This is a genomic window from Thalassospira sp. MCCC 1A01428, assembly GCF_002115825.1.
Lineage (GTDB): Bacteria > Pseudomonadota > Alphaproteobacteria > Rhodospirillales > Thalassospiraceae > Thalassospira.
This window is the reverse complement of sequence record NZ_JFJZ01000030.1, coordinates 19998-42261: the sequence shown is the minus strand read 5'-3', so window position 1 is coordinate 42261 and position 22264 is coordinate 19998. Positions and strand designations below refer to the sequence as shown.

At 50.8% G+C, this 22264-nt stretch carries 23 protein-coding genes; 6 read left to right on the top strand and 17 right to left on the bottom strand.

Annotated elements, in window-relative coordinates; genetic code table 11:
- Positions 1 to 51 precede the first annotated feature (51 nt).
- From THS27_RS18925 to THS27_RS18915, 3 genes are all read left to right on the top strand, one after another.
- Positions 52 to 1080, top strand: coding sequence for a flagellar motor protein MotB (locus THS27_RS18925; RefSeq protein ID WP_085593625.1), 1029 nt, complete (start codon positions 52 to 54; stop codon positions 1078 to 1080).
- A 175-nt stretch (positions 1081 to 1255) separates the two neighbouring features.
- Positions 1256 to 1984, top strand: coding sequence for an arginyltransferase (locus tag THS27_RS18920; RefSeq protein ID WP_085593624.1), 729 nt, complete (start codon positions 1256 to 1258; stop codon positions 1982 to 1984).
- Positions 1985 to 2220: 236 nt separating this feature from the next.
- A complete protein-coding gene (locus THS27_RS18915; RefSeq protein WP_085593623.1) occupies positions 2221 to 3315 on the top strand; it encodes a TRAP transporter substrate-binding protein in 1095 nt (364 codons plus the stop codon).
- 150 nt (positions 3316 to 3465) lie between these two features.
- On the opposite strand, the gene THS27_RS18910 is transcribed toward THS27_RS18915, so the two are convergent.
- The 14 genes from THS27_RS18910 to folK all read right to left on the bottom strand — a co-directional run bounded on the left by THS27_RS18910 (position 3466) and on the right by folK (position 17007).
- Positions 3466 to 4842: a TRAP transporter large permease subunit gene (locus tag THS27_RS18910; RefSeq protein WP_085593622.1), complete on the bottom strand. Its 1377-nt coding sequence runs from the start codon at positions 4840 to 4842 to the stop codon at positions 3466 to 3468.
- Entirely contained in the window at positions 4842 to 5387 is a 546-nt protein-coding gene (locus tag THS27_RS18905; RefSeq protein ID WP_085593621.1) for a TRAP transporter small permease subunit, read from the bottom strand. The genes THS27_RS18910 and THS27_RS18905 overlap by 1 nt, the downstream gene beginning before the upstream one ends.
- 339 nt (positions 5388 to 5726) lie before the next feature.
- On the bottom strand, positions 5727 to 7970 hold the full coding sequence (gene parC / locus THS27_RS18900) for a DNA topoisomerase IV subunit A (RefSeq protein WP_085593620.1): 2244 nt from the start codon (positions 7968 to 7970) through the stop codon (positions 5727 to 5729).
- Positions 7971 to 8165: 195 nt separating this feature from the next.
- Complete coding sequence (gene recO, locus THS27_RS18895) at positions 8166 to 8915, bottom strand: DNA repair protein RecO (protein ID WP_085593619.1); 750 nt, start codon at positions 8913 to 8915, stop codon at positions 8166 to 8168.
- Between the two features lie 187 nt (positions 8916 to 9102).
- Entirely contained in the window at positions 9103 to 9333 is a 231-nt protein-coding gene (locus THS27_RS18890) for a hypothetical protein (protein ID WP_085593618.1), read from the bottom strand.
- Between the two features lie 30 nt (positions 9334 to 9363).
- Positions 9364 to 10299 carry a GTPase Era gene (era, locus tag THS27_RS18885; RefSeq protein ID WP_210402944.1) on the bottom strand — a complete coding sequence of 312 codons (936 nt, stop codon included), beginning with the start codon at positions 10297 to 10299 and terminating at the stop codon, positions 9364 to 9366.
- Positions 10292 to 10975 carry a ribonuclease III gene (gene rnc / locus THS27_RS18880; RefSeq protein ID WP_085593617.1) on the bottom strand — a complete coding sequence of 228 codons (684 nt, stop codon included), beginning with the start codon at positions 10973 to 10975 and terminating at the stop codon, positions 10292 to 10294. The genes era and rnc overlap by 8 nt, the downstream gene beginning before the upstream one ends.
- Positions 10975 to 11721, bottom strand: a complete 747-nt coding sequence (gene lepB / locus THS27_RS18875) for a signal peptidase I (RefSeq protein ID WP_085593616.1) — start codon at positions 11719 to 11721, stop codon at positions 10975 to 10977. Before lepB ends, rnc begins: the two co-directional genes overlap by 1 nt.
- Positions 11722 to 11751: 30 nt before the next feature.
- Positions 11752 to 12147 carry a holo-ACP synthase gene (gene acpS / locus THS27_RS18870; RefSeq protein ID WP_085593615.1) on the bottom strand — a complete coding sequence of 132 codons (396 nt, stop codon included), beginning with the start codon at positions 12145 to 12147 and terminating at the stop codon, positions 11752 to 11754.
- Complete coding sequence (locus THS27_RS18865) at positions 12144 to 12893, bottom strand: pyridoxine 5'-phosphate synthase (RefSeq protein WP_085593614.1); 750 nt, start codon at positions 12891 to 12893, stop codon at positions 12144 to 12146. Before THS27_RS18865 ends, acpS begins: the two co-directional genes overlap by 4 nt.
- Positions 12890 to 13591: a DUF2062 domain-containing protein gene (locus THS27_RS18860; protein ID WP_085593613.1), complete on the bottom strand. Its 702-nt coding sequence runs from the start codon at positions 13589 to 13591 to the stop codon at positions 12890 to 12892. The genes THS27_RS18865 and THS27_RS18860 overlap by 4 nt, the downstream gene beginning before the upstream one ends.
- Before the next feature lie 115 nt (positions 13592 to 13706).
- Positions 13707 to 15848, bottom strand: a complete 2142-nt coding sequence (locus THS27_RS18855) for a bifunctional (p)ppGpp synthetase/guanosine-3',5'-bis(diphosphate) 3'-pyrophosphohydrolase (RefSeq protein WP_085593612.1) — start codon at positions 15846 to 15848, stop codon at positions 13707 to 13709.
- A 142-nt stretch (positions 15849 to 15990) separates the two neighbouring features.
- On the bottom strand, positions 15991 to 16332 hold the full coding sequence (gene rpoZ, locus THS27_RS18850) for a DNA-directed RNA polymerase subunit omega (protein ID WP_085593638.1): 342 nt from the start codon (positions 16330 to 16332) through the stop codon (positions 15991 to 15993).
- Positions 16333 to 16458: 126 nt separating this feature from the next.
- Positions 16459 to 17007, bottom strand: coding sequence for a 2-amino-4-hydroxy-6-hydroxymethyldihydropteridine diphosphokinase (gene folK, locus THS27_RS18845; RefSeq protein ID WP_139835652.1), 549 nt, complete (start codon positions 17005 to 17007; stop codon positions 16459 to 16461).
- Between the two features lie 173 nt (positions 17008 to 17180).
- Here folK and THS27_RS18840 point away from each other — a divergent pair, with 173 nt between their 5' ends.
- From THS27_RS18840 to recQ, 3 genes are all read left to right on the top strand, one after another.
- Positions 17181 to 17798, top strand: a complete 618-nt coding sequence (locus THS27_RS18840; RefSeq protein ID WP_085593611.1) for an NYN domain-containing protein — start codon at positions 17181 to 17183, stop codon at positions 17796 to 17798.
- A 41-nt stretch (positions 17799 to 17839) separates the two neighbouring features.
- Positions 17840 to 18481 carry a uracil-DNA glycosylase gene (locus THS27_RS18835; protein ID WP_085593610.1) on the top strand — a complete coding sequence of 214 codons (642 nt, stop codon included), beginning with the start codon at positions 17840 to 17842 and terminating at the stop codon, positions 18479 to 18481.
- 62 nt (positions 18482 to 18543) lie between these two features.
- A complete protein-coding gene (gene recQ / locus THS27_RS18830) occupies positions 18544 to 20349 on the top strand; it encodes a DNA helicase RecQ (protein WP_139835654.1) in 1806 nt (601 codons plus the stop codon).
- 29 nt (positions 20350 to 20378) lie between these two features.
- Here recQ and THS27_RS18825 read toward each other — a convergent pair whose 3' ends face one another.
- The 3 genes from THS27_RS18825 to smpB all read right to left on the bottom strand — a co-directional run bounded on the left by THS27_RS18825 (position 20379) and on the right by smpB (position 22262).
- The gene (locus tag THS27_RS18825) at positions 20379 to 20861 is read right to left on the bottom strand and encodes a glutathione peroxidase (protein ID WP_246833024.1); all 483 of its coding nucleotides are present in this window, start codon (positions 20859 to 20861) and stop codon (positions 20379 to 20381) included.
- A gap of 108 nt (positions 20862 to 20969) precedes the next feature.
- The gene (locus THS27_RS18820) at positions 20970 to 21629 is read right to left on the bottom strand and encodes a sulfite oxidase-like oxidoreductase (RefSeq protein ID WP_085593607.1); all 660 of its coding nucleotides are present in this window, start codon (positions 21627 to 21629) and stop codon (positions 20970 to 20972) included.
- 159 nt (positions 21630 to 21788) lie between these two features.
- Positions 21789 to 22262 carry an SsrA-binding protein SmpB gene (smpB, locus tag THS27_RS18815; protein WP_085593606.1) on the bottom strand — a complete coding sequence of 158 codons (474 nt, stop codon included), beginning with the start codon at positions 22260 to 22262 and terminating at the stop codon, positions 21789 to 21791.
- Positions 22263 to 22264: the final 2 nt, after the last annotated feature.

Genomic DNA, 22264 nt, shown 5'->3' with positions numbered 1-22264 from the left:
AGCCAGCTTCGTTTATGCGGCACGTCTTTTGCCAGGATATGACAGTCTGAAATGCCCGATATCATCATCAAAAAAGTAAAAAAAGGCGGACATGGCGGTCATCACGGCGGCTCGTGGAAAGTGGCCTATGCCGACTTTGTAACGGCCATGATGGCGTTTTTTCTGCTGTTATGGTTGCTAAGCAGCTCAACCGACGAGCAACTTCACGGCATTTCAAACTATTTCGCCCCGGAATCAATATCGCAAAGCGAATCCGGTGCAGGCGGCTTGCTGGCCGGAACAAAACTTGCCGATTCCGGTGCCATGCGTTCGGAAAACGGTGCCCCTGTCATTCAAATGGATATTCCGCCAACACCGGATGCGACGACTGTTGAAACGCAAAAAAGTGGCCCGACAGACGCCGAAAAAGCAGAACAGGCCGCCAAAGCCCAGGAAAAGAAAGAATTCGACGAAGCCGCAAAAGACCTGAAAGAAGCAATGGAAAAATCACCGGAGCTTCAGGAGCTGTCAAAGAACCTGCTCGTCGAACAAACTGACGAAGGTTTACGCATACAAATCATCGATAAAGACGGAACATCGATGTTCCCCAGCGGCAGTGCCGATTTACGTGACCACACTAAATTGCTGCTTAAACAGGTTGCCGAAGCCATCAAGGACATGCCGCAGGATATATCTATTGAGGGGCATACTGACGCCGTGCCTTATTCCCATTCCAACGGCACCTACACCAACTGGGAACTTTCGGCCGACCGCGCCCTCGCGACGCGCCGGGAATTACAACTTGATGCCCTGCCCGCCAACCGGTTCGGGAAGGTTTCAGGGGTTGCAGATACGGCCCCCTTTATCAAGGATAACCCCAAAGACGAACGTAATCGCCGCATCAGCATTACATTGCTGCGTGGTACCGGAAAACAGGCACCACCGTCACAAACCACCGATGAACCCGGGTATAATACAGCCCCTGAAACCAACCTGTACGCCCCGCAAAATCGTAATGACACCGCTCCTGGTACCAATCAGGCACCTGATCCTGATGCACCGATTGAACGTCCGACATTTTCGGTACCATCGCGTAACTAGGTCCGGTCTGCTGATACCTTATTACCCTGATCCCGGGTTTGAATTCACCGGGAATCCGAAATCTTGATGTGGCACCGAAACACAGGGAATAAGCGGCGGCCACTTTAAAGTTTGCGTCTTGCTACCTACACTAGTTAAATAGGGTAAATTATTCAGGCACGGATAACCACAGAACATGACGGTCAATCAACGTCGCCAGACACAGCATTATTTTCTGACTGCACCAATGCCCTGCCCCTATTTACCGGGCAGGTTCGAACGCAAACTGGTGACCGAATTACGTGGCCCTGAAGCCAATAATATCCACGACCTGCTATCGCGGGCAGGTTTTCGCCGCAGTCATTCAATTGCTTATCTACCGGCTTGCGGTGAATGTGATGCTTGTATCCCGGTTCGGGTCTGCACCCACGATTTTCAGGACAATCGATCATTTCGGCGAAATCGCGCAACCAATTCTGACCTGAAACGCCAGATTTTTGCTGCTTCAGCAACTCAGGAACAATTTCGCCTGTTTTCCGATTATCAGGATGCCCGGCACGGCGATGGCGACATGGCCCGTATGGATACACGTGACTATCGTGCCATGATGGAAGACACCACCGTTGAAACATCCATTTTTGAATACCGGACGGCAGAAGGCAAATTAATTGCCGTTGCTCTTGTCGATGCCCTGTCAGATGGGTTGTCTGCCGTTTACAGTTTTTTTGATCCGAAAGAAGACCGCCGTAGCCTTGGCACCTATATCATTCTTGACCTGGTTGCAGAGGCCGCCCGATTAAAGTTGCCCTTTGTCTATCTTGGCTACTGGGTGCGTGACTGTCGCAAAATGTCTTACAAAACACGCTTCAAACCAATCGAAGCTTTTCAGAATGGCAAATGGTCCCGTCATGATGGTGAAGACTGATATTGCTATCTGCTGATCGATCCATTCTGGTTCTGGCCTTGCCCATATCGCCAAATGGTCCGTATTTTTACCTGCGCAAAAATACTCACTCCCCCAAAAATTAGCCAAAAGTTTAACCCTGAGTGTTGATCGGCAGTTGCCTCCTATCCTCAACGACTATAATCTTTGATCACGAAGCCGAAACAAGGCTTTGTTGAAAAACAAATTATCGATTGTTTGCTGGGAGGCTACAAACAATGAAACGTCGTCAATTCCTGAGCGGCGCCGCCTTGGCTGGTGCCACGGCTGCTGTTGCATCCACATTTCCCAAACCTGCACTTGCCCAGGACGTGCGCGAATGGCGCATGGTTACAACCTGGCCCAAGAACTTTCCTGGTCTTGGCACCGGTGCGAACTTGCTGGCTGAATACATCAACAAGGCATCCGATGGCCGCATGAAGGTGTCGGTTTATGGTGCGGGTGAAATTGTTCCTGCATTTGAAGCCATCGACGCTGTAGGCAACGGTACGGTCGAAATGGGCCATGGGGCGCCCTATTACTGGAAAGGCAAGGTTGCCGCGACCCAGTATCTGGCTGCAATGCCGTTTGGGCTGACCGCACAGGAACAGAACGCGTGGTTCCAGTATGGCGGTGGCCAGGAAATTGCCGACAAGATTTATGCGAAACTGAATTGCAAGTTTTTCCCGTCGGGCAACACTGGCACCCAGATGGGCGGTTGGTTCAACAAGGAAATGAACACCATTGACGACTTTAAAGGTCTGAAAATGCGTATTCCCGGCCTTGGTGGCGAAGTCATTCAGGCGGCTGGCGGCAACGTTGTTAACTTGCCTGGTGGTGAAATTCCGCCTGCCCTTCAGTCTGGTGCTATTGACGCAACCGAATGGGTTGGCCCGTATAATGATTTGGCATTCGGCCTCTATAAATCGGCAAAATATTACTACTATCCAGGTTGGCATGAACCGGCAACCACACTGGAAAACTTTATCAACCTCGATGCATGGAATAATCTTCCCGACGATTTGAAGGCCATTGTCGAACAGGCAAACCGTGCCACCAACCAAATGGTTCTGTCGGAATTTGTTGCTCGGAACAATCAGGCGCTGAAAACCCTGCGTGAAAAGCACAATGTTGATGTGCGTCCGTTCTCCGATGAGATTTTGACCAACCTTGGTAGCCTTGCTGGCAAGGTTCTGCGTGATCTTGTTGCGGCAGATCCGCTGTCACAAGAAGTCTTTGACAGCCTGGTCGCCTTCCGTGAGCAGTCCATCACCTGGGCAAAATATTCGGAAAGTGCTTTCATGCAAGCCCGCGTCCTGCCTTTCAAATACTGATCGGCATTAACGGGTTACTGAAATAGATCCCTTACAAGGGCTGGCATGTGTGCCAGCCCTTTTTCATGACTTCAAGCCCGCGCAACCAGCACAAAAAAAGGGCCGGCAAAACCGACCCTTTTCTATCGATATCCTGAACAATGCAGATTGTTAATTCAGCAAAACCGATGGCAACCAGGTTACCAATTCCGGAAATGCCGCTAGCAAAATCAACGCCAGAACCTGAATTAAAACAAACGGGACGATACCACGATAAATATCCCATGTTTTCATCGAGGGCGGAGCCACCCCGCGCAGATAAAACAGCGCAAAGCCAAAGGGCGGTGTCAGAAAACTCGTTTGCAGGTTGATTGCAATCATGATGCCCAGCCACACCGGGCTGATATCCATTTTCAGCAGGATCGGCCCGACAATAGGCACGACGACAAAGACAATCTCGATAAAATCAAGAAAGAAGCCCATGACGAACATCAATGCCATAACCACAAACATGGCGCCAAACAAGCCGCCAGGCATGTTATGCAGCAATTCCTCGACCAAGTGATCGCCGCCAAGGCCACGGAACACCAGCGAGAAAATGGATGCACCAAGCAAAATGATAAACACCATCGAGCTGATCTGCACCGTTTGACCTGTAACGTGGCGCAAAACCGCCAGATCAAGCCGACGATAACAAGCCGCCAGAATGGTGGCCCCCACGCTGCCAAATGCTGCCGATTCCGTCGGCGTGGCGATACCGGTTAGAATAGACCCCAAAACAGCAACAATCAGCAATGCAGGTGGAACAAGTGCACGCAACACTTCCCCAAACAGACCTTCAGGACGCTTGTCTTCCACCAGCGCCGGGGCTGATTTTGGATCAATGAAGGATTGAATGATCACCCAGCCGATATAAAGGGCAACCAGCATCATACCGGGAATAAATGCCCCGACAAACAGGTCGATAACCGATACGGGTTCCGGTGCCCAGTTACCCAGCGAACGCTGTGCTTCGGCATAGGCCCCCTGAAGGATGTCGCCCAACAACACCAGTACAATTGACGGCGGAATAATTTGCCCCAACGTCCCCGAGGCACAAATAACCCCGGCTGAAAGCCGTGGGCTATAGCCTGCTTTTTGCATTGCCGGCAAACTAAGCAAGCCCATGGTAACCACTGTGGCGCCAACAATGCCCGTCGACGCCGCCAGCAACATACCAACGATCACCACGGAAATGCCCAAACCGGCACGGCGTTTGCCAAACAGCATGCCCATGGTCAGCAGCAGTTTTTCAGCAATGCGTGCGCGCTCCAGCATCACGCCCATAAAAACGAATAATGGAATGGCAACGTAAAGTTCGTTGCTCATCACACCAAAATAGCGCGACGGTAACGAACCCAGCAAAGGCATGTCGAACACACCCATTGCATGCCCCAAAAGGGCAAAGGCCAACCCTGTGCCACCCAGTGAAAAGGCAACCGGAAACCCAAAAAGCAGCACCACACAGGCCACTGCAAACATGAGTAGACTTAATACTTCCCCCGACATCAGACGCCCTCGTGCTCTTCTTCGTTGATTTCGAATTCACGATGGCCTGTCAGTACCAGAATACTGCGTGCCGCCAGCGCAAGCCCCTGTAACCCCATCAGAATACAGAACACCAGGATCACAGATTTAAACAGGAAAAGCCCCGGCAACCCACCGGTTTCCTGCGACCCTTCAAGGCGCTTCCAGCTGGTCATGACATAGGGATAGCTGTAAATAAAAACCAGCGTCAGAACAGGCAGCAACAAAAACAGTGTGCCGATCAGGTCAACCCATGCCTTGTAGCGTGCCGACGCCGGACGATAAAAAACGTCAACCCGGACATGGCCACCGTGAAGCAGCGTATAGCCAGCCCCAACCATGAAGATAATGCCGTAAAGCCACATATAGCTTTCCTGCATTGATACCCAGCCGACCGAAAACCCGTATCGCAATGTTGCCACCAAAAAAGTGATCAACACCAACGGAATGGTCAGCCACGCCACGCCACGGCCAATTGCGTCATTAAGACTGTCAATCAGCCGCACAAAACGTGCCAAAAAAAGCATTTTTCCTCCCACACTCGGAATCTCTTTTAGCCAGCTTCCGGTCTCCTCCGGTTGCCAGCGGAGCAAAGTTACAAATATATGATCCAAAACACCATGTTTTTCGCGCTTTTGCAGACCGCTATCTTTTTAACGGCAGCCAAAAATATCCCTTAAAAAACCAAAACGGCCACATCTGCACCAAAGCATGGTAAATTCCGCCAACTTCCATTTAACAATTTCGCTTCAATTAATTAAGCAAGACATTGTTATTAATTTAAAAAATTAAGGACACCCAATAAAAAACCTGAAGCACCGTAAATTGGCGCTTCAGGCTTCAAATTTGGAATAATAGTGGTCACATCATTCAAAACGGTTGGAACGCGGGAAGCCATTAGGCGGCAACCGCCCTGATCCAGCGCGCTTGCCAATCCATTCATCAAGTTCCGTGACAGTACGCTTGCGACCTTCGCTTCCGCCCATGGTCCAGGTCAGGCCATCTTCAATATTAAACAAAGTTAAGTCGGCAAGCCCGCCCTGTTTATATTTTTGCAAGATAACGCCGCGCCCACGCGTCATTTCCGGCACTTCCTCAACCGGATAAATCAGCAACTTCCGGTTATCTCCTAAAACAGCAACGTGATTTTTATCAACCTGTTCAAAAATCAACGCGGTTTCACCGGTTCCCAAATTCAGAATTTGCTTGCCGTTTTTGGTCTGGGCCACCACATCGTTTTCGGCAACCTGGAACCCGCGCCCGGCCGACGATGCCACCAGCAACCGCCCGTTTGGACGATGAATGGTCATTGAAACGATATCGTGTTCCTGGGGCAAATCAATAGACAGGCGAATAGGTTCGCCGTGGCCGCGGCCACCGGGTAACCTGTCGCAACCCATTGTATAACACCGGCCAGCTGAGCTCATGATCAGTAATTTATCGGTGGTAAAGGCCTTGATCGCAAAGCGGCTTTCATCACCATCCTTAAATTTCAGGTCGGCGATTTCGGTGGTATGGCCCTTAAGCGCCCGGATCCACCCCATGCGCGAACAAATGACCATGATCGGCTCCCGCTCGATCAATGCTTCAAGCGGAACTTCAATTTCCTGTGGCGCATCACCAATTTCGGTGCGCCGCTTGCCAAGTTCAGTTTTTTTGCCAAACTTCTCGCGCGTTTGCTCAACTTCTTCACGAATACGGGTCCAACGCATATCTTCGCTGGCCAGCAAGGCCTCCAGCCCTGCTTTTTCTTCGCTAAGTTTTGAATGCTCGTTCTTGATTTCCATTTCTTCAAGTTTGCGTAAAGACCGCAAACGCATATTCAAAATGGCATCGGCCTGAACTTCGGTCAGATCAAAAACACGCATCATCTCTTTGCGCGGTTCATCTTCAAACCGGATGATGCGGATGACTTCATCAAGGTTCAGATAGGCTATCAGATAGCCTTCCAGCACTTCCAGCCGATGGTTGATTTTTTCCAGCCGGTGCTGTGACCGACGAACCAGAACATCCTGTCGATGTGCCAGAAATGCCCGCAGAACTTCGCGCAAATTCATGACACGCGGGGTATTGTCGCCATCCAGAACGTTCATGTTCAAACCAAACCGGGTTTCCAGCTCGGTATTCTTGAACAACATTTCCATCAGATGTTCAGGTTCAACCGCACGCGAACGTGGCTCGAACACCAAACGAATTTCGTCAGTTGATTCATCTCGAACATCAGCAAGAAGCGGTAACTTCTTGGCAAACATCAAATCTGCAATACGTTCAACCAGTTTTGCTTTCTGCACCTGATAGGGAATTTCGGTGATCACGATCTGATACAGACCGTGGGTCATCTTTTCGACTTCCCATTTTGCCCGCAGACGGAACGACCCGCGACCGGTCGCATAGGATTCCAGAATATTCTCGCGCGGTTCGACCAATACCCCACCGGTCGGAAAATCCGGCCCCGGTACGCACCGCACCAGTTCGGCTATCGATGTTTCAGGATTATCGATCAGCTTGATCAGGCCTGTGCAAAGTTCATCGGCGTTATGCGGCGGAATATTCGTTGCCATGCCCACGGCAATACCGGCGGCACCATTTGCCAGCAAATTGGGAAAAGCGGCCGGCATCACGATTGGTTCGTGATCCTCACCGTCATAGGTCGGACGAAAATCAATCGCGTCTTCGTCCAGTCCTTCCATCAGCGAAGCGCCAACGGCAGTCATGCGGGCTTCGGTATACCGCATGGCAGCAGCATTATCGCCGTCGATATTGCCAAAGTTCCCCTGCCCGTCGACAAGCGGATATCGCACCGCAAAATCCTGCGCCAGTCGTACCAGCGCATCATAAACCGACTGGTCACCATGCGGGTGATATTTACCAATCACGTCACCGACAACACGGGCGCACTTTTTAAAACCCTGTTCAGGATTTAGTTTCAATTGCCGCATCGCATAAAGCAACCGGCGATGAACCGGTTTAAGGCCGTCACGAACATCTGGTAACGACCGCGACATAATGGTCGACATCGCATAGGCCAGATAACGTTCGCTCAGCGCGTCAGCAAGGCGGGTTTCCCTGATCTGCCCGGCAGTACCCGGGTCGGAGGATTTCGTGCTCATGAACTGTTTTTCTTAATCCGGAACAGGTTGAATTAATAATGTCGACGATCGCCAGTTCCCTGACATCACGCCGTGGCGCACCATACTACTTTCAGGGCGGGTGTGGTCAACAGATGACAACAGCAAAAATGTGCATTTAATTTTTAAATTATCCCTGCGCCGCCAAATCGCCCCGTCTGTCATGCCCAAATTGCCTCAATCCGTACGGCCATCCTGCCATATCATGGACGCAAGCCTGTCACGTGCAGCAACCGGGCGAATACCCTTGGCAACGAAAAGATCACGATGAATAAAAAAGCCCGCCAGCTTAACAGCCTGATTATACTGGTCGTTAATCGGAGTTTCACGTGCCGCCTCCGATGCGGCTGCACCGCTTAAAAAAGCGGGCAATGGCAACAAACGATCACGATAGGGAGAACCTTCCGCCAAAGAAACAGCGCGGCCACTTTTGGGCGAAACAAAATGCAAATCTTGCGATTTACCGGTTACAGCACAGCAAGATAAATCAAGACCATAACCCAGCTCTTCCAGCAAACCGATTTCCCACCGCAAATAGGCGGGTTTCCAGAATTCGCCTTTCAAGGCATCTATCAGGCCAAGCGTGCCGGTATAAAGCGTTTTTTGCGGCACTCGTTCCGGCAGGGAGACTTCAAGTAGCGAACAGGCCGAACTTAATGCCAGTAACGGCCCCGGCAGCAATAACAGATCAACCACATGCGAGCGCAACAATTCGCATTTAAACTGACCCAAATGTTCGGATAGGCGTGCCGACCAGCTTGCCCTAACCAAATTGCCGCATTCAAGCGTCCCGCGCAGGGCTTTGCCTGATGCCCCACGAACCATGCCCGCATAACGACCATAATCACGCGTTAAAACCGTCAACCGGGCTGAACTTTCACCCAGTTTGCGCGAGGACAGCACAATCGCATCATCACGCCAATCCATGCATGCCCCTGATTGTCAGTAGCCAGAAGCCGAAAGAAGACGGATAACATGAACCGCCAGACCAAAAACCATTGATCCCAAAACAATAATTGCTACCGTTAATAGCAAATATCGCCGCCATCCTGTCAGGTCAGAAAGACTTTTTAGCGGTTCATCCTTGTTGGTATCGTGGTTGTATTGCGTCATATCAGAAAGGCCGTGTTGCCGGGTTGCGCCATAACAACCCGAGGATAAAAATCACAACGGCAATCACCAGCATCAACATGTTAAGCGGTTTACCCAAAAACCGATCTTCACGTTTCAAATCACTGCCATCATGGCGATAACGAAATGGTCGGCGGGAAATCATGGCGACGATCAACGCTGTAGCCGCGCCAACGACGATCAGGACCATCCCCCAGAATTGTCTGGTTTCCATTTCGCGTTCCTATCAGGCCGAATTCACAAGTCAGGCGTTATGGTCCAATCCCCAGATAGCCAGGCGATTTGGGTCATCGCCCCAGTTTTCGCGCACCTTCACGAACAGATACAAATGCACGCGGCGTTCAAAAATGGCTTCAAGGTCTTTTCTGGCATCCGTCCCCAAGGTTTTGATCCGCTTGCCACTTTTGCCAAGAATAATTGCTTTCTGCCCTTCACGCTCGACAAAAATCGTTTGTTCCAGCTTAACCGAACCGTCTTTGCGCTCTTCCCACAATTCGGTTTCGACCGTCGCAGAATAAGGCAATTCCTGTTGAAGCTGATAATACAGTTTTTCGCGCGTAATTTCGGCGGCAAGCAAACGCAACGGCATGTCCGAAACATCATCTTCCGGAAACATCCACGGGCCATTGGGCATTTTGGCCGCCAGGAAATTGATAAAATCCTGGGTACCAGCGCCTTTTCGGGCCGAAATCATAAAGACATCGGTAAAAATGTCCTCGCCAAACAATTCGCCGGAAAGATGCAGCAACTTTTCCTTATCACGCACTTTGTCGATCTTGTTTAATAACAGGATCGCCTTGCGTTGCTGTTTCTTCAGGTTCGCAACAATCATGCGAACATCATCTGTAATACCCTGTACCGCGTCAATCACCAGCACAATCAAATCGGCATCATCGGCACCACCCCAGGCCGCCTTGACCATGGCCCGGTCCAAACGCCTTTTGGGCTGAAAGATGCCCGGGGTGTCAATAAAGACGATCTGCGCGTCCTCGGCCATGACAATGCCGCGAACACGCGCCCGCGTTGTTTGCACCTTCGGCGAGACGATCGACACCTTGGTTCCGACCAACTGGTTAAGCAGCGTCGATTTCCCGGCATTAGGGGCACCGACAAGGGCGACAAAGCCACAGCGTTGCGGATCGTCGTTCTTTTCGGGCATTGCGGCAGGAACCTCATTCATGGTTCAACTCATCCAACATTCGTTTTGCGGCTATTTGTTCTGCTTCGCGTTTGGATTTGCCTTCCGCGCGCACACAATGACCGTCGCTGGTTGTCAGCTCAATTGTAAAAACAGGTGCATGGGCGGGGCCTTCACGGCCAACCATCTCATAGACAGGTAATGGTTTACCCTGCCCTTGCAAGGCTTCCTGCAACTGTGTTTTTGCATCCTGTGGCGGCTTGGGCGCTTCATCAAGCAAGGGCCGCCACAATCTTTCGATAAAAATACGTGCCGGTTCCAACCCGCCATCCAGATAGAGTGCGGCAATCACCGCCTCCATGCAATCGGATAAAATGGCGGGGTTTGTATCTGCACCAGCCGCCCGTTCGCCCTTGGCCATCGCAATATGATTACCGAGATCGATATCAACGGCAATTCGGGCGAGAGTTTCGCGGCGGACCAGGGCAACAAATCGTTTGGCCATCGCGCCTTCGCGTTCGCGGCCAAAACGGGTATAGAGCATTTCTGCGATGACCAGCCCCAAAACCCGGTCACCCAGAAATTCCAGCCGTTCATTGCCGCCGCTCAATGCATCCTTGCCTTTGGCGGCACTACGGTGCGTCAAAGCAACCCGCAACAAATCCGGCTTGGAAAATTCATGATCGATATGTCGCAACAATGGCGCCATGTCGGTCATTAGTTCACTCCCTTAAACAGTCTGTCAAAACGAATGCTGCCCAAATCATAGATCGGCTGGCTGCTGTCTTTTGAATAGAACAGGAATTCAGCCCGACCAACCAGGTTTTCAAACGGAACGAACCGGAAACGCGCAGGGAAAGCCCGACTATCAGCCGAATTATCACGGTTATCGCCCATCATGAAATAGTGGCCTTCAGGCACCGTAAATGGATCGGTATTATCGGCCGGTCCCTGATCACCAAAGATTTCCAGAATGCGGTGAACCTTTCCGCCCGGCAATGTTTCCAGGTATTGCGGCACTGCAATCGCCTGGCCTGTGCCATCTGTCAGGATATAATCCTCGATCCGTTCGCGTTCGACCATCTGGTTATTAATATAAAGACGGCCCTGTTTAACCTGAACGGTATCGCCAGGCAAACCGATGACGCGTTTGATGTAATCCTGCGTGGTATCGGCTGGTAACTTGAAAACAATAACGTCACCACGTTTTGGTTCACTCGACAGAATACGTCCCGGGATTAAAGGCAGGCTAAACGGCAGGCTATGCTTGGAATAACCATAGGAATATTTCGATACAAACAGGTAATCACCAACCAGCAAGGTCGGAATCATGGACCCGGACGGAATATTAAAAGGCTCATACGCAAAGGTTCGCACCAAAAGGGCGATAACAATCGCCCAGAAAACGGTTTTAAGGGTATCAAAAAGGCCACCCGGTTTCTTTTTTTGCACTAACTTTTCCATCCAGGGATCAACCCTTTTTCAAATCAAAATTTAATCGGCAGAAATAACGACAACAGCATTTGCCATTGGATATTCATCTGTCAGGGTAACATGCACCGATGCATTTTTCCCTGCAGGTGTCAGTTCATCAAGGCGGCGTTTTGCCCCCTCTATCAAGATCATATCCGGCTTACCACTTGGCTGATGGGCAACCGCCATCGTCCGATGATGCACGCCACGCCTGAACCCCGTCCCCAATGCCTTGGAACAGGCTTCCTTCGCGGCGAAAGCCATTGCCAGTGATGATGCCATCCTTTCTGGCCGCCGAACCGCCCGCGCAATTTCCACATCGCTAAAAACGCGACGCAAAAAACGCTCCCCGAAACGGTCCAGGGTTTTCTCAATACGCCGGATATCGCACAAATCGGTTCCGATGCCAATAATCATTGGCTGGCCCCTGTCATTCCTCGTGCCAAATTCATCAGTCGCCGCATTTCACGAATACTGGCTTCCAGGCCGATAAAAATGGCTTCGCCAATTAAAAAATGGCCAATATTAAGTTCGCGAATTTCAGGTAATTGTGCAATCGGTGTCACAGTATCAAACGCCAACCCGTGACCGGCATGAACTTCAAGCCCAAGGTCCGCACCGTATTTCACGGCTTCGGCAATGCGGGCAAGCTCGTTTGCACGCTGATCACCCGTGGCGTCACAATAGGCACCGGTGTGAATTTCAACAACCGGTGCGCCCAGCGATGCGGCTGCATCAAGCTGGGTTTTTGACGCCTCGATAAACAGGGAAACACGAACGCCGGCATTGCCCAGCTCGGAAACAAACCGTTTTAAATGGTTATGTCCCCCTGCGGCATCCAGCCCCCCTTCGGTTGTTCTCTCTTCGCGCTTTTCCGGGACAATGCAGGCAGCATGGGGTTTGGCATTAATTGCGATAGCCAGCATCTCGTCGGTCGCTGCCATTTCAAAATTCAGCGGCAGATCAATCTCGGCGCGTAATCGGGCGATATCCCGATCCGAAATATGGCGGCGGTCTTCACGCAGGTGGGCAGTAATGCCATCAGCCCCGGCCGCCGCGGCAATCCGGGCAGCACGCAACGGGTCAGGATGCGCCCCGCCCCGCGCGTTACGGATCGTGGCAACATGGTCAATATTCACACCCAAACGCAAATCAACGCTCATTTCAAATTATCCTGCTGCTGTACATTATCGCGGTGCAAAGTACGTTTTGCCGTTTCCAAAACCGGCTTTAACGCCCGTTTTTCATGAACTTTCATACGACGTAGAATACGTTTATGACGATACATAACAACCGCACGATAGACAGGAAAGTAAAACAGCAGCCAAATTGTAATGATGGTTGGAACGCATCCCACGATCATGGGCCAGATAATATCAACAATACTGGCCCACAGCCGCGACAGATCAGCTTGTTCAGCCCCGTTCCAAATCCCGAAAATTAAACCGCGGCCAATATAGCTGACACCTTCAACGGTAAAATCCCACAGCACAGCCATATTAAAATGGACACCTTGAACCGAGGGGTCATTGCCCAAAATCCAGAGGCCACTGTGATAAAGCCACAGCCAAATAAACGGAAATGTCCAGGGATTGCCAACAATTGTGCCCAATAGCGATGCCACCAGATTGGCCCGCATAATAAAACTTAACAAGGCAGAAAGGACAAAATGAAAGCCGATAAACGGCGTGAACGATACAGCAGCCCCGATCGCAAAACCCGACGCGATGCTATAGGGCGTACCAGGCAGCCGGGCGACTCGATGGGCAAAATAGCGCGATGAACGACGCCATCCGGCCCGCGGCCACAGAAAGCTGCGAAGACGTTCGAAAGAACTTGGTTTTATGCGACGCTGGAACATACGGTGTCAGACAAACGACATGATAGGAGGGAACGGGAGAAATCCCGCGCCGCTATGGGTAAGTGCTGAAAGCGACCTTGGCAAGAAAATAGCGCATCCCTCCCTGCTTTTCCCATTATCCACGTGCCCGTTCGACCGTATTGACCACGGGTGTGGCCCGCAAGGCAGCAATGATATTGGTCAGGTGTTTAACATCGACAACATCAATATCGATCAGCATTTCAAAGAAATCCTGAGTCCGGCTAACAAACCGAAGATTGGTAATATTGCCATGATTTTTAGCAATAACACTGGTTATGGCCGACAACGCACCCGATTCATGGGCCACAGTTAAACCCAGACGGCCAATAAAATGTTCCGGTTCGCCGTCATTGTCCCAGCCCACATCGAGCCAGCGTTCCGGCTGGTCAGCAAAGGTTTCAAGGGTGTCACAGTCAATGGTATGAATGGTCACACCCTTACCGGTTGTAACAATGCCCACAATACGATCCCCCGGCAACGGGTGACAGCACCCGGCATAATGCACGGCCATCCCCGGAATAAGCCCCTTAAGCGGAATGGCATGGTCGCGTTTGCGATTATTTTTACCTTCTGTCGGTACAAATTTGCGGGTGGTTTGGTCGTCCTTGGTGCCAGGGAAAACGGCATTGATCACTTCGCGCCCGGTAATGTGCCCGGCGCCGACCGCCGTTACCAAACCAACAACCGATGGCTGCTTGAAGATTTTTAAAACACCTTCCAGGCCTTTTTCCGAATATTCGTATCCGGCCTGGCGGAAAGCCTTTTGCACGATCGCCTTGCCAAGATCGCGATACTGGTCTTCCTGCTGCTGACGGATAAAACGGCGAATGCGCGCACGTGCCTTTCCGGTAACAACAAACCTTTCCCATGTCGGGTTTGGCGTTTGCGCCTTCGAGGTAACAATCTCAACCTGATCGCCATTGTTAAGCTGGGTACGCAACGGCACCATTGCCCCGTTGACCTTGGCGCCAACACAGGTGTCACCAATATGCGTATGAATCATATAGGCAAAATCAACCGGCGTCCCGCCCGCGGGCAAAGCGATAACATCGCCTTTGGGTGAAAAACAAAACACCTGATCCTGGAACATGGCCAGTTTGGTATGTTCCAGAAATTCCTCGGGCTCGGTCGCATGTTCCATAATGTCCAGAAGGTCACGCAGCCAGCGATACTGCGTTCCTTCTTTTTCACGCCCGCCGCCGCCCTGTTTATAGGCCCAGTGTGCAGCAACGCCGTTTTCATTGACCTCGTGCATTTCGTGAGTTCGTATTTGCACTTCAATACGGTGATTTTCAGGGCCAATAATAGTGGTATGGATCGAACGATATCCGTTGGGTTTCGGCGTCGAAATGTAGTCCTTGAACCGGCCCGGCACCACTTTGTAGGCCGCATGCAGATAACCCAGCACCTCGTAACATTGCGGCATGGTATCAACCATTGCACGAAATGCCATGATATCTGACAGCTCGCCAAAGGTGATATTTTTACGCTGCATCTTCTGCCAGATCGAATAAGGCCGCTTTTCGCGACCATATATCTGAACGGCAGGACCTTCGGTGCTAATAACGGTTTCAAGTTCCTTCACAATACGTTCGACAACATTATCATCTTTTTTGCGCAGGAACTCGAGCCGGGCTGTGATGGAATTACGCGCATCCGCATTCAAATGCTGAAATGCAAGATCCTGCAATTCTTCCTTGATGTCATGCATACCGATACGTTCGGCCAAAGGTGCATATATTTCAAGGGTTTCCGCCGCGATCCTTACGCGTTTTTCCGGTTTTGAAATGTAATGCAAGGTGCGCATATTGTGAAGGCGGTCGGCCAGCTTAACCAGCAAAACACGAATATCTTCCGACATTGCCAACAGCAATTTCCGGAAATTTTCAGCTTGTTTTGAATCTGCCGATTTAAGCTCGATCTGGGTCAGTTTGGTAACGCCGTCAACCAGCTTTAAAATCTTGGGGCCAAACAGCTTGTTGATTTCTTCGGGAGTAGCATCAGTATCTTCGATCGTATCATGCAGCAATGCGGTAATGATCGTATCGCAATCGAGCTTGTAGTTCGTAAGAATACCGGCAACTTCAATTGGATGCGAAAAATACGGGTCACCATTGGCCCGTTTTTGTGAACCATGTTTCTGGGTCGCATACACATAGGCCTTGTTGAGCAACGCCTCGCGGGCATCTGCATCATAAGCCTTAACCCGTTCCACAAGTTCATATTGACGCATCATTCAGGAGCGGCTCCCATTCCTGTTCGCAAATGTAAAAAAGCACATACATAGAAGATAGTACAAATGGCACAAAAAAAAGCCACGGAATAAAAATCCGCAGCTCTTTTTTATTAATTCATTTTTTTCAATGCACTAGCGAAGATTATTCATCATCTTCCGCAGGCGCACTGGCCGCTGCAATCGGCGCAAACTCTTCGATTGCTTCCGCCATCAGCTTCGGACCAAATTCGTCTTCGATGTCCTCGGGTTCTTCAATTTCAACATGGCGTTGAAGCCCCTGAATCATGCCATTACGAAGGTCATCAAAATTAACGCTTACTTCGGCAATTTCACGCAAGGCAACGACGGGATTTTTGTCATTGTCACGATCAATGGTCAGTTCTGCCCCTGCCGAAATGTTGCGTGCACGCTGAGCTGCCAGCATCACGAGCTCGAAGCGATTTGGAATCTTGTCAACGCAATCTTCGACGGTAACGCGCGCCATAAATTTCTCCAGCAAAAGAAGTAAGTATCCAGACCGCTCTTTATAAAGCTGCAAACGAAGCGTTGCAACACCTAACAGCATAGAAACATACCTGCCCACAACGAATTGCAAGGCACGTCTCGGCGCTCAGGGCTGCATCTGGCGAATTTCCTGATCATCTGGCAAGGCATCAACCAGTTGTGCCACGGTTTTCAACAAAACCGGATGCATCCAGTTTGCCGCAACATCCTGTAAAGGCAACAAGACAAATGCCCGTTCATGCAGCCGGGGATGGGGCACGATCAGACCACCATCATCCTGAATTTTGTGCCGCCCGTATGCAACCAGATCAAGATCAAGAACCCGTGCCTCGTTCCGTGCCAGCCTGACCCGGCCAAAATCGGCTTCGATCTTGTGCAAATGCTTCATCAGGTCGACGGGCGAAAGCACTGTCTCAACCCGAATAATCGCATTCACGTACCAGGGCTGGTCAGAAACCGGGACAGGTGCCGTTTCATAGAACCGTGACACTTCCTGGAGTGTAATGCCGTCAGACGCCGCGAGAACATCAATCGCAGCACGCACGGCATCTGCAGGCGCGCCGAACCGTTCGGTTGGTAAATTCGCGCCAAGGGCGATCAGAACCGCAGCATCTGATGCAGCGCCATCATTTTTCGACGGGGACTGGAAAGTCACAGGAGGCAACCCTTATATGCAAAACGCAAAAGTAACGGGCGCAATATTTAGGGAAGGACGTTCAACCTGTCCATGACAATTTGGTTCTTTCTTTGCCGGGGCTTGCGATGTAAAACAACGAACATCATTTTGCAAAATACCAATTTTTAAACGCTATTTAAGGACATTTAAGGATGATTTTTTACCCGCAAGAACGGATCGGGTTGTTTATTGATGGTTCAAATCTGTACGCTGCGGCACGCGCCCTTGGCTTTGATATAGATTACAAACGGTTACTGGATCTTTTTGCACAAAAAGGTCAATTGATCAGGGCTTTCTACTATACCGCTCTGATTGAAGATCAGGAATACTCTCCCATACGCCCGCTTGTCGATTGGCTTGACTATAACGGCTATACCATGGTCACCAAACCGACCAAGGAATTTACCGATGCCGCAGGCCGCCGCAAGATCAAAGGCAACATGGATATCGAACTTGCAATCGATGTCATGGAAATGGCCCAGCACCTTGATCATGTCGTAATTTTCTCGGGCGATGGCGATTTTCGTCGTCTGGTCGATGCCGTTCAACGCAAGGGGGTGCGCGTTACTGTTGTATCGACAGTCAAATCAAACCCGCCAATGGTTGCCGATGAATTGCGCCGTCAGGCCGACAATTTCATTGAACTGACCGATCTTGAAGGCACCATAGCCCGCCGTGTTGCACAACGCCGCGATGATGATCACCCCGATTTAGGCGATATTGACGATCATCCGGTTCACCCCAATCTCGACGACATCGATTTCGATTAAGCCCCGTTTCGGCCCAATCTTGATCCAACGTCAGGCCTGTTATGACTGAACTGATTGAACCGGCAACAGATTGCCCGCTATGCCCCCGCCTTGTGGAATTTCGCCATGCAAACCAGGCGAAGTTCCCTGAATTTTACAATGGCCCCGTACGTCCTTTTGGCCCGCTGTCAGCGCAACTTCTTATTGTCGGGCTGGCACCGGGACTTAAGGGTGCGAATGCCACCGGCCGCCCTTTTACAGGCGATTATGCCGGTGATTTGCTTTATGCAACGCTGAAAAAATTTGGCTTTGCAACCGGCACATATGACAAACGCCCCGATGACGGGCTGGAACTGGTTAATTGCCGCATTACAAATGCAGTGAAATGTGTTCCGCCGGAAAATAAGCCAACCGGGCCCGAAGCCAATACCTGTCGCCCTTTTCTGATCAGTGAAATTGCCGCAATGAAAAACCTGGCGGGAATTTTGTGCCTTGGTCAAATCGCACATCAGGCCATGCTGAAAACCTTTGGCTTGAAACTTTCAGCTTACAAGTTCGCGCATGGCGCCCGCCATCAACTGGAAAACGGGCTAACGCTATTTAATAGCTATCACTGTTCGCGCTACAACACCCAGACCTACCGCCTGACCCCAGAGATGTTTGAAGACGTCTTTGCTGATATCCGCACATATCTGGAACACTGAAATTGTCTGATCCTTCATTCTTTGCCGATAGCGATTTTGAAACATCCCCAACGCCGCCTCCCGTGCGCGCGCCGCTGGAGGTATTAAAAGACGTTTTTGGCTATGACAGTTTCAGGGGGCCTCAGGCCGAAATTATCGACCACGTGATCGCCGGGAATGACGCCCTGGTATTAATGCCAACGGGCGGCGGCAAGTCGTTATGCTATCAGGTTCCGGCATTATGTCGGCCGGGGACGGCTGTTGTTGTCTCGCCGCTGATCGCGCTTATGAAAGACCAGGTTGATGCCCTGACACAACTTGGCATCAAGGCGGCTTTCATTAATTCGACCCTTGCCCCCGACCATGCGCGCGAAATTGAAATGCGCGCAATTGAGGGCGATATAGACCTGCTTTATGTCGCGCCGGAACGCTTTGCGACAGACCGCTTTTTAAACCTGCTTGATCGCATTCGCATTTCACTGTTCGCCATTGATGAGGCCCATTGCGTATCGCAATGGGGCCATGATTTCCGGCCTGAATATCGCCGCCTTGACCTGTTGCCAACACGCTTTCCCCATGTTCCGCGCATTGCCCTGACGGCAACCGCCGACGCGCCAACGCGCAAGGACATCGCCGAAAACCTGCACCTGACCGATGCCCGGTGTTTTTTAACCGGGTTTGACCGCCCCAACATCACCTATCGCATCGAAACCAAAGGCAATGGCAAACAACGCCTGTTATCGTTTTTGAACCGGGAACATGCCGAAGATGCCGGCATTGTTTATTGCCTGTCACGACGCAAAACCGAAGATATCGCCCAATGGCTAACTGATAATGGCCGCCCGGCCCTGCCCTATCATGCTGGTTTGTCGCAAGAAACGCGGCAACTTCATCAGGACCGTTTTTTACGGGAAGACGGCCTGATTATTTGCGCGACTGTGGCGTTTGGTATGGGAATCGACAAACCGAACGTGCGGTTTGTGGCCCATTTGAACCTGCCCAAAAGCATGGAAGCCTATTATCAGGAAACCGGGCGCGCAGGGCGCGATGGGCTGCCTGCCAATGCCTGGATGAATTATGATTTATCCGACATCGTATCCATTCGCGGCATGTTGATATCATCCGATGCCCCCGATGCCCAAAAACGCATAGAGCAACGCAAACTTGATGCCTTGATCGGCCTTGCTGAAACCACCAAATGCCGTCGACAGGTCATTTTGTCGTATTTTGGCGAAGCAGATGCCAAGCCATGCGGCAATTGTGATACCTGCCTTGAACCCGTCGATACATGGGATGCGACCGATGCATCACGCAAGGCTCTTTCTGCGGTATATCGCACAGGGCAACGATTTGGCCCGGCACATGTCATAGAAGTTTTAATGGGCCGGAATACTGAAAAAATCAGACAAACGGGTCACGACAAAACCACCGTTTACGGTTTGGGCAAAGACATTGCCCAACCGCAATGGCGGTCTGTATTTCGCCAGTTATTGGCAATGGGATATTTGCAGGTCGACGAAGAAGGCCATGGTGGTGTTTATTTAACCGAAGCATCGCGCCCGGTTTTACGTGGGGAAAAAGTCGTTGAAATGCGACTGGATACCAGTGAACGCAAACGTGCAACCACCCAGCGCCTGCGCGACTTTGATACATTTTTTGAAGATGAAGACGACCGCAAAATGTGGGAGGCATTACGTGCCTTGCGCCGTGAATTGGCCACCAGCCAGAACGTCCCACCTTATGTTATATTCAATGACCGGACATTATCAGAAATGGTGCGTTTCAAACCGCGCAATTTAAATGATATGGCCGCAATCAACGGTGTTGGTGCCAAAAAACTGGACCAGTACGGGTTGGCGTTTCTCGACATCACAGATGGCCGCGCCTGAACACGGCCCCGGCAGCCCCCTTGCCAGGTTTAACGCGCCAGTGCTGCCGTGATTGCCTTTTGCAGTTTTTCATCATCAGGTTTTACAGCACTTGGGAAACTTGCCAGAAGTTCTCCATGCGGGCCTACCAGGTATTTATGAAAGTTCCATTTCGGTGCCTGGTCCGGGCCAAGTTCGTCGCGTGCCCATTTATAAAACGGATGGGCCTTTTCACCGCGAACCGATTGTCGTGCGGTTAGTGGAAAATCAATATTGAAACTTGTTGTGCAAAAATCACGAATTTCGTCATTTTCCCCATATTCGTGATCACCAAAATCCCCCGATGGGACTCCAAGCACGACCAGGCCTTCTTCACGGCGCTGCTGCCACAATGCTTCCAGTCCCTCATATTGCGGGGTAAAGCCGCAAAACGACGCTGTGTTCACAATCAGAACGGCTTTCCCATTAAACGACTGCAATGGCAAAACACCGCCTTCTATCGTTTTAAACTCGAAATCATGTGCGATTGTCATTTCGCCTCCTGCCGCAGGAAAAAGGCCCAATAGGGTTACCCCTGCTGAAATGATCATTAATTTTATCGATGACCACATTTTCATTGCTCCGGTTCGCAGCAAGCAAAGTTAATCATACCTCTGCTCTGTCCACGGGTCTGCATTATTGTGATAGCCACGCATCTCCCAAAAACCGGGCTTGTCGATTTTGGAGAACTTGATTTCGCGAACCCACTTGGCACTTTTCCAAAAATACAATTTTGGGATAACTACACGCACGGGGCCACCATGTTCATCGCTAATTGGCTGATCTTGCCAGTGATGGGCTAACAAAACATCGTTATCAAGAAACTGTTCTATCCTGACATTGGTGGTGTACCCGTCATGCGCAGTGAACAACACATATCTGGCAGTTCTCATCGGCTTTACCAGGTGTGCCAGTTCAAGTGCCGACACCCCCTGCCAGTCGTTTTCGTAGCGAGACCACGACGTAACACAGTGAATGTCACTACGGTCACAAAATGCGGGTAATTCAAGCAACTGCCCCATGGATAACGAAACCGGGTTTTCAACTTCACCCGTGATGGTCAATTGCCAGTCACTTTCTGCAATGTGGGGCGTTATACCAAGGTCAAGTACAGGCCAGTCCTTCACCTCGCGCTGGCCGGGCGGCAGGCGATTTTCGTGTTTTTCATCATGAATGCCGGTTAACAGGCGACCTTTTTCAGCCCATTGCTGTTTGGCCGCAATCAGTTTTTCACGAATGCTGCCGGTAAATGCACTGGTCACTCCCGCCTCCTTGTCCACACCTTATGATACGAAAAATGGCACAGACACGTTCACCATGTCTGCACCATTTTTTTAACAATCCGATGCGTTTTTAACACACCATCAGTACAGTCAACCGTCATCAGCAACCACACAGGCGCAACAGGGCCTGTCAGAAGCTTAATGTTCGCGCAAAATACGGGCCTTGTCGCGCTGCCAGTCACGTTCCTTGATAGCATCACGCTTATCGGATTTCCGCTTGCCCTCGCCAATTGCCAGTTCAAGTTTGGCGATGCCGCGATCATTAAAATAGACCTTAACAGGCACCAGTGTTGTGCCTTTTTTGTTTACGGCGTCCGACATTTTGGCGATTTCACGCTTGTGCAACAACAGTTTGCGCGGTCGACGTTCTTCATGCCCAAAGGGCATCTTGCTTTGATATTCGGGAATATAGGCGTTGATCAGCCATATTTCCCCGTTCTTCGGTTCAGCATAGGATTCCTGAATGTTTCCCTTGCCTTCACGAAGCGATTTCACCTCGGTGCCGCGCAAAGCCAGCCCCGCCTCGAAGGTTTCCGTCAGGAAATAATCGAAACGGGCCCGGCGATTTTGCGCCACCAACTTGCTATTGCTGTGTTCTTTTTTTGCAGCCATCT

Coding starts and splice junctions, on each gene's coding strand:
- THS27_RS18925 (WP_085593625.1), top strand. CDS start 52: ATGCCCGATATCATCATCAAAAAAGTAAAAAAAGGCGGACATGGCGGT.
- THS27_RS18920 (WP_085593624.1), top strand. CDS start 1,256: ATGACGGTCAATCAACGTCGCCAGACACAGCATTATTTTCTGACTGCA.
- THS27_RS18915 (WP_085593623.1), top strand. CDS start 2,221: ATGAAACGTCGTCAATTCCTGAGCGGCGCCGCCTTGGCTGGTGCCACG.
- THS27_RS18910 (WP_085593622.1), bottom strand. CDS start 4,842: ATGTCGGGGGAAGTATTAAGTCTACTCATGTTTGCAGTGGCCTGTGTG.
- THS27_RS18905 (WP_085593621.1), bottom strand. CDS start 5,387: ATGCTTTTTTTGGCACGTTTTGTGCGGCTGATTGACAGTCTTAATGAC.
- parC (WP_085593620.1), bottom strand. CDS start 7,970: ATGAGCACGAAATCCTCCGACCCGGGTACTGCCGGGCAGATCAGGGAA.
- recO (WP_085593619.1), bottom strand. CDS start 8,915: ATGGATTGGCGTGATGATGCGATTGTGCTGTCCTCGCGCAAACTGGGT.
- THS27_RS18890 (WP_085593618.1), bottom strand. CDS start 9,333: ATGGAAACCAGACAATTCTGGGGGATGGTCCTGATCGTCGTTGGCGCG.
- era (WP_210402944.1), bottom strand. CDS start 10,299: ATGAATGAGGTTCCTGCCGCAATGCCCGAAAAGAACGACGATCCGCAA.
- rnc (WP_085593617.1), bottom strand. CDS start 10,975: ATGACCGACATGGCGCCATTGTTGCGACATATCGATCATGAATTTTCC.
- lepB (WP_085593616.1), bottom strand. CDS start 11,721: ATGGAAAAGTTAGTGCAAAAAAAGAAACCGGGTGGCCTTTTTGATACC.
- acpS (WP_085593615.1), bottom strand. CDS start 12,147: ATGATTATTGGCATCGGAACCGATTTGTGCGATATCCGGCGTATTGAG.
- THS27_RS18865 (WP_085593614.1), bottom strand. CDS start 12,893: ATGAGCGTTGATTTGCGTTTGGGTGTGAATATTGACCATGTTGCCACG.
- THS27_RS18860 (WP_085593613.1), bottom strand. CDS start 13,591: ATGTTCCAGCGTCGCATAAAACCAAGTTCTTTCGAACGTCTTCGCAGC.
- THS27_RS18855 (WP_085593612.1), bottom strand. CDS start 15,848: ATGATGCGTCAATATGAACTTGTGGAACGGGTTAAGGCTTATGATGCA.
- rpoZ (WP_085593638.1), bottom strand. CDS start 16,332: ATGGCGCGCGTTACCGTCGAAGATTGCGTTGACAAGATTCCAAATCGC.
- THS27_RS18840 (WP_085593611.1), top strand. CDS start 17,181: ATGATTTTTTACCCGCAAGAACGGATCGGGTTGTTTATTGATGGTTCA.
- THS27_RS18835 (WP_085593610.1), top strand. CDS start 17,840: ATGACTGAACTGATTGAACCGGCAACAGATTGCCCGCTATGCCCCCGC.
- THS27_RS18825 (WP_246833024.1), bottom strand. CDS start 20,861: ATGACAATCGCACATGATTTCGAGTTTAAAACGATAGAAGGCGGTGTT.
- smpB (WP_085593606.1), bottom strand. CDS start 22,262: ATGGCTGCAAAAAAAGAACACAGCAATAGCAAGTTGGTGGCGCAAAAT.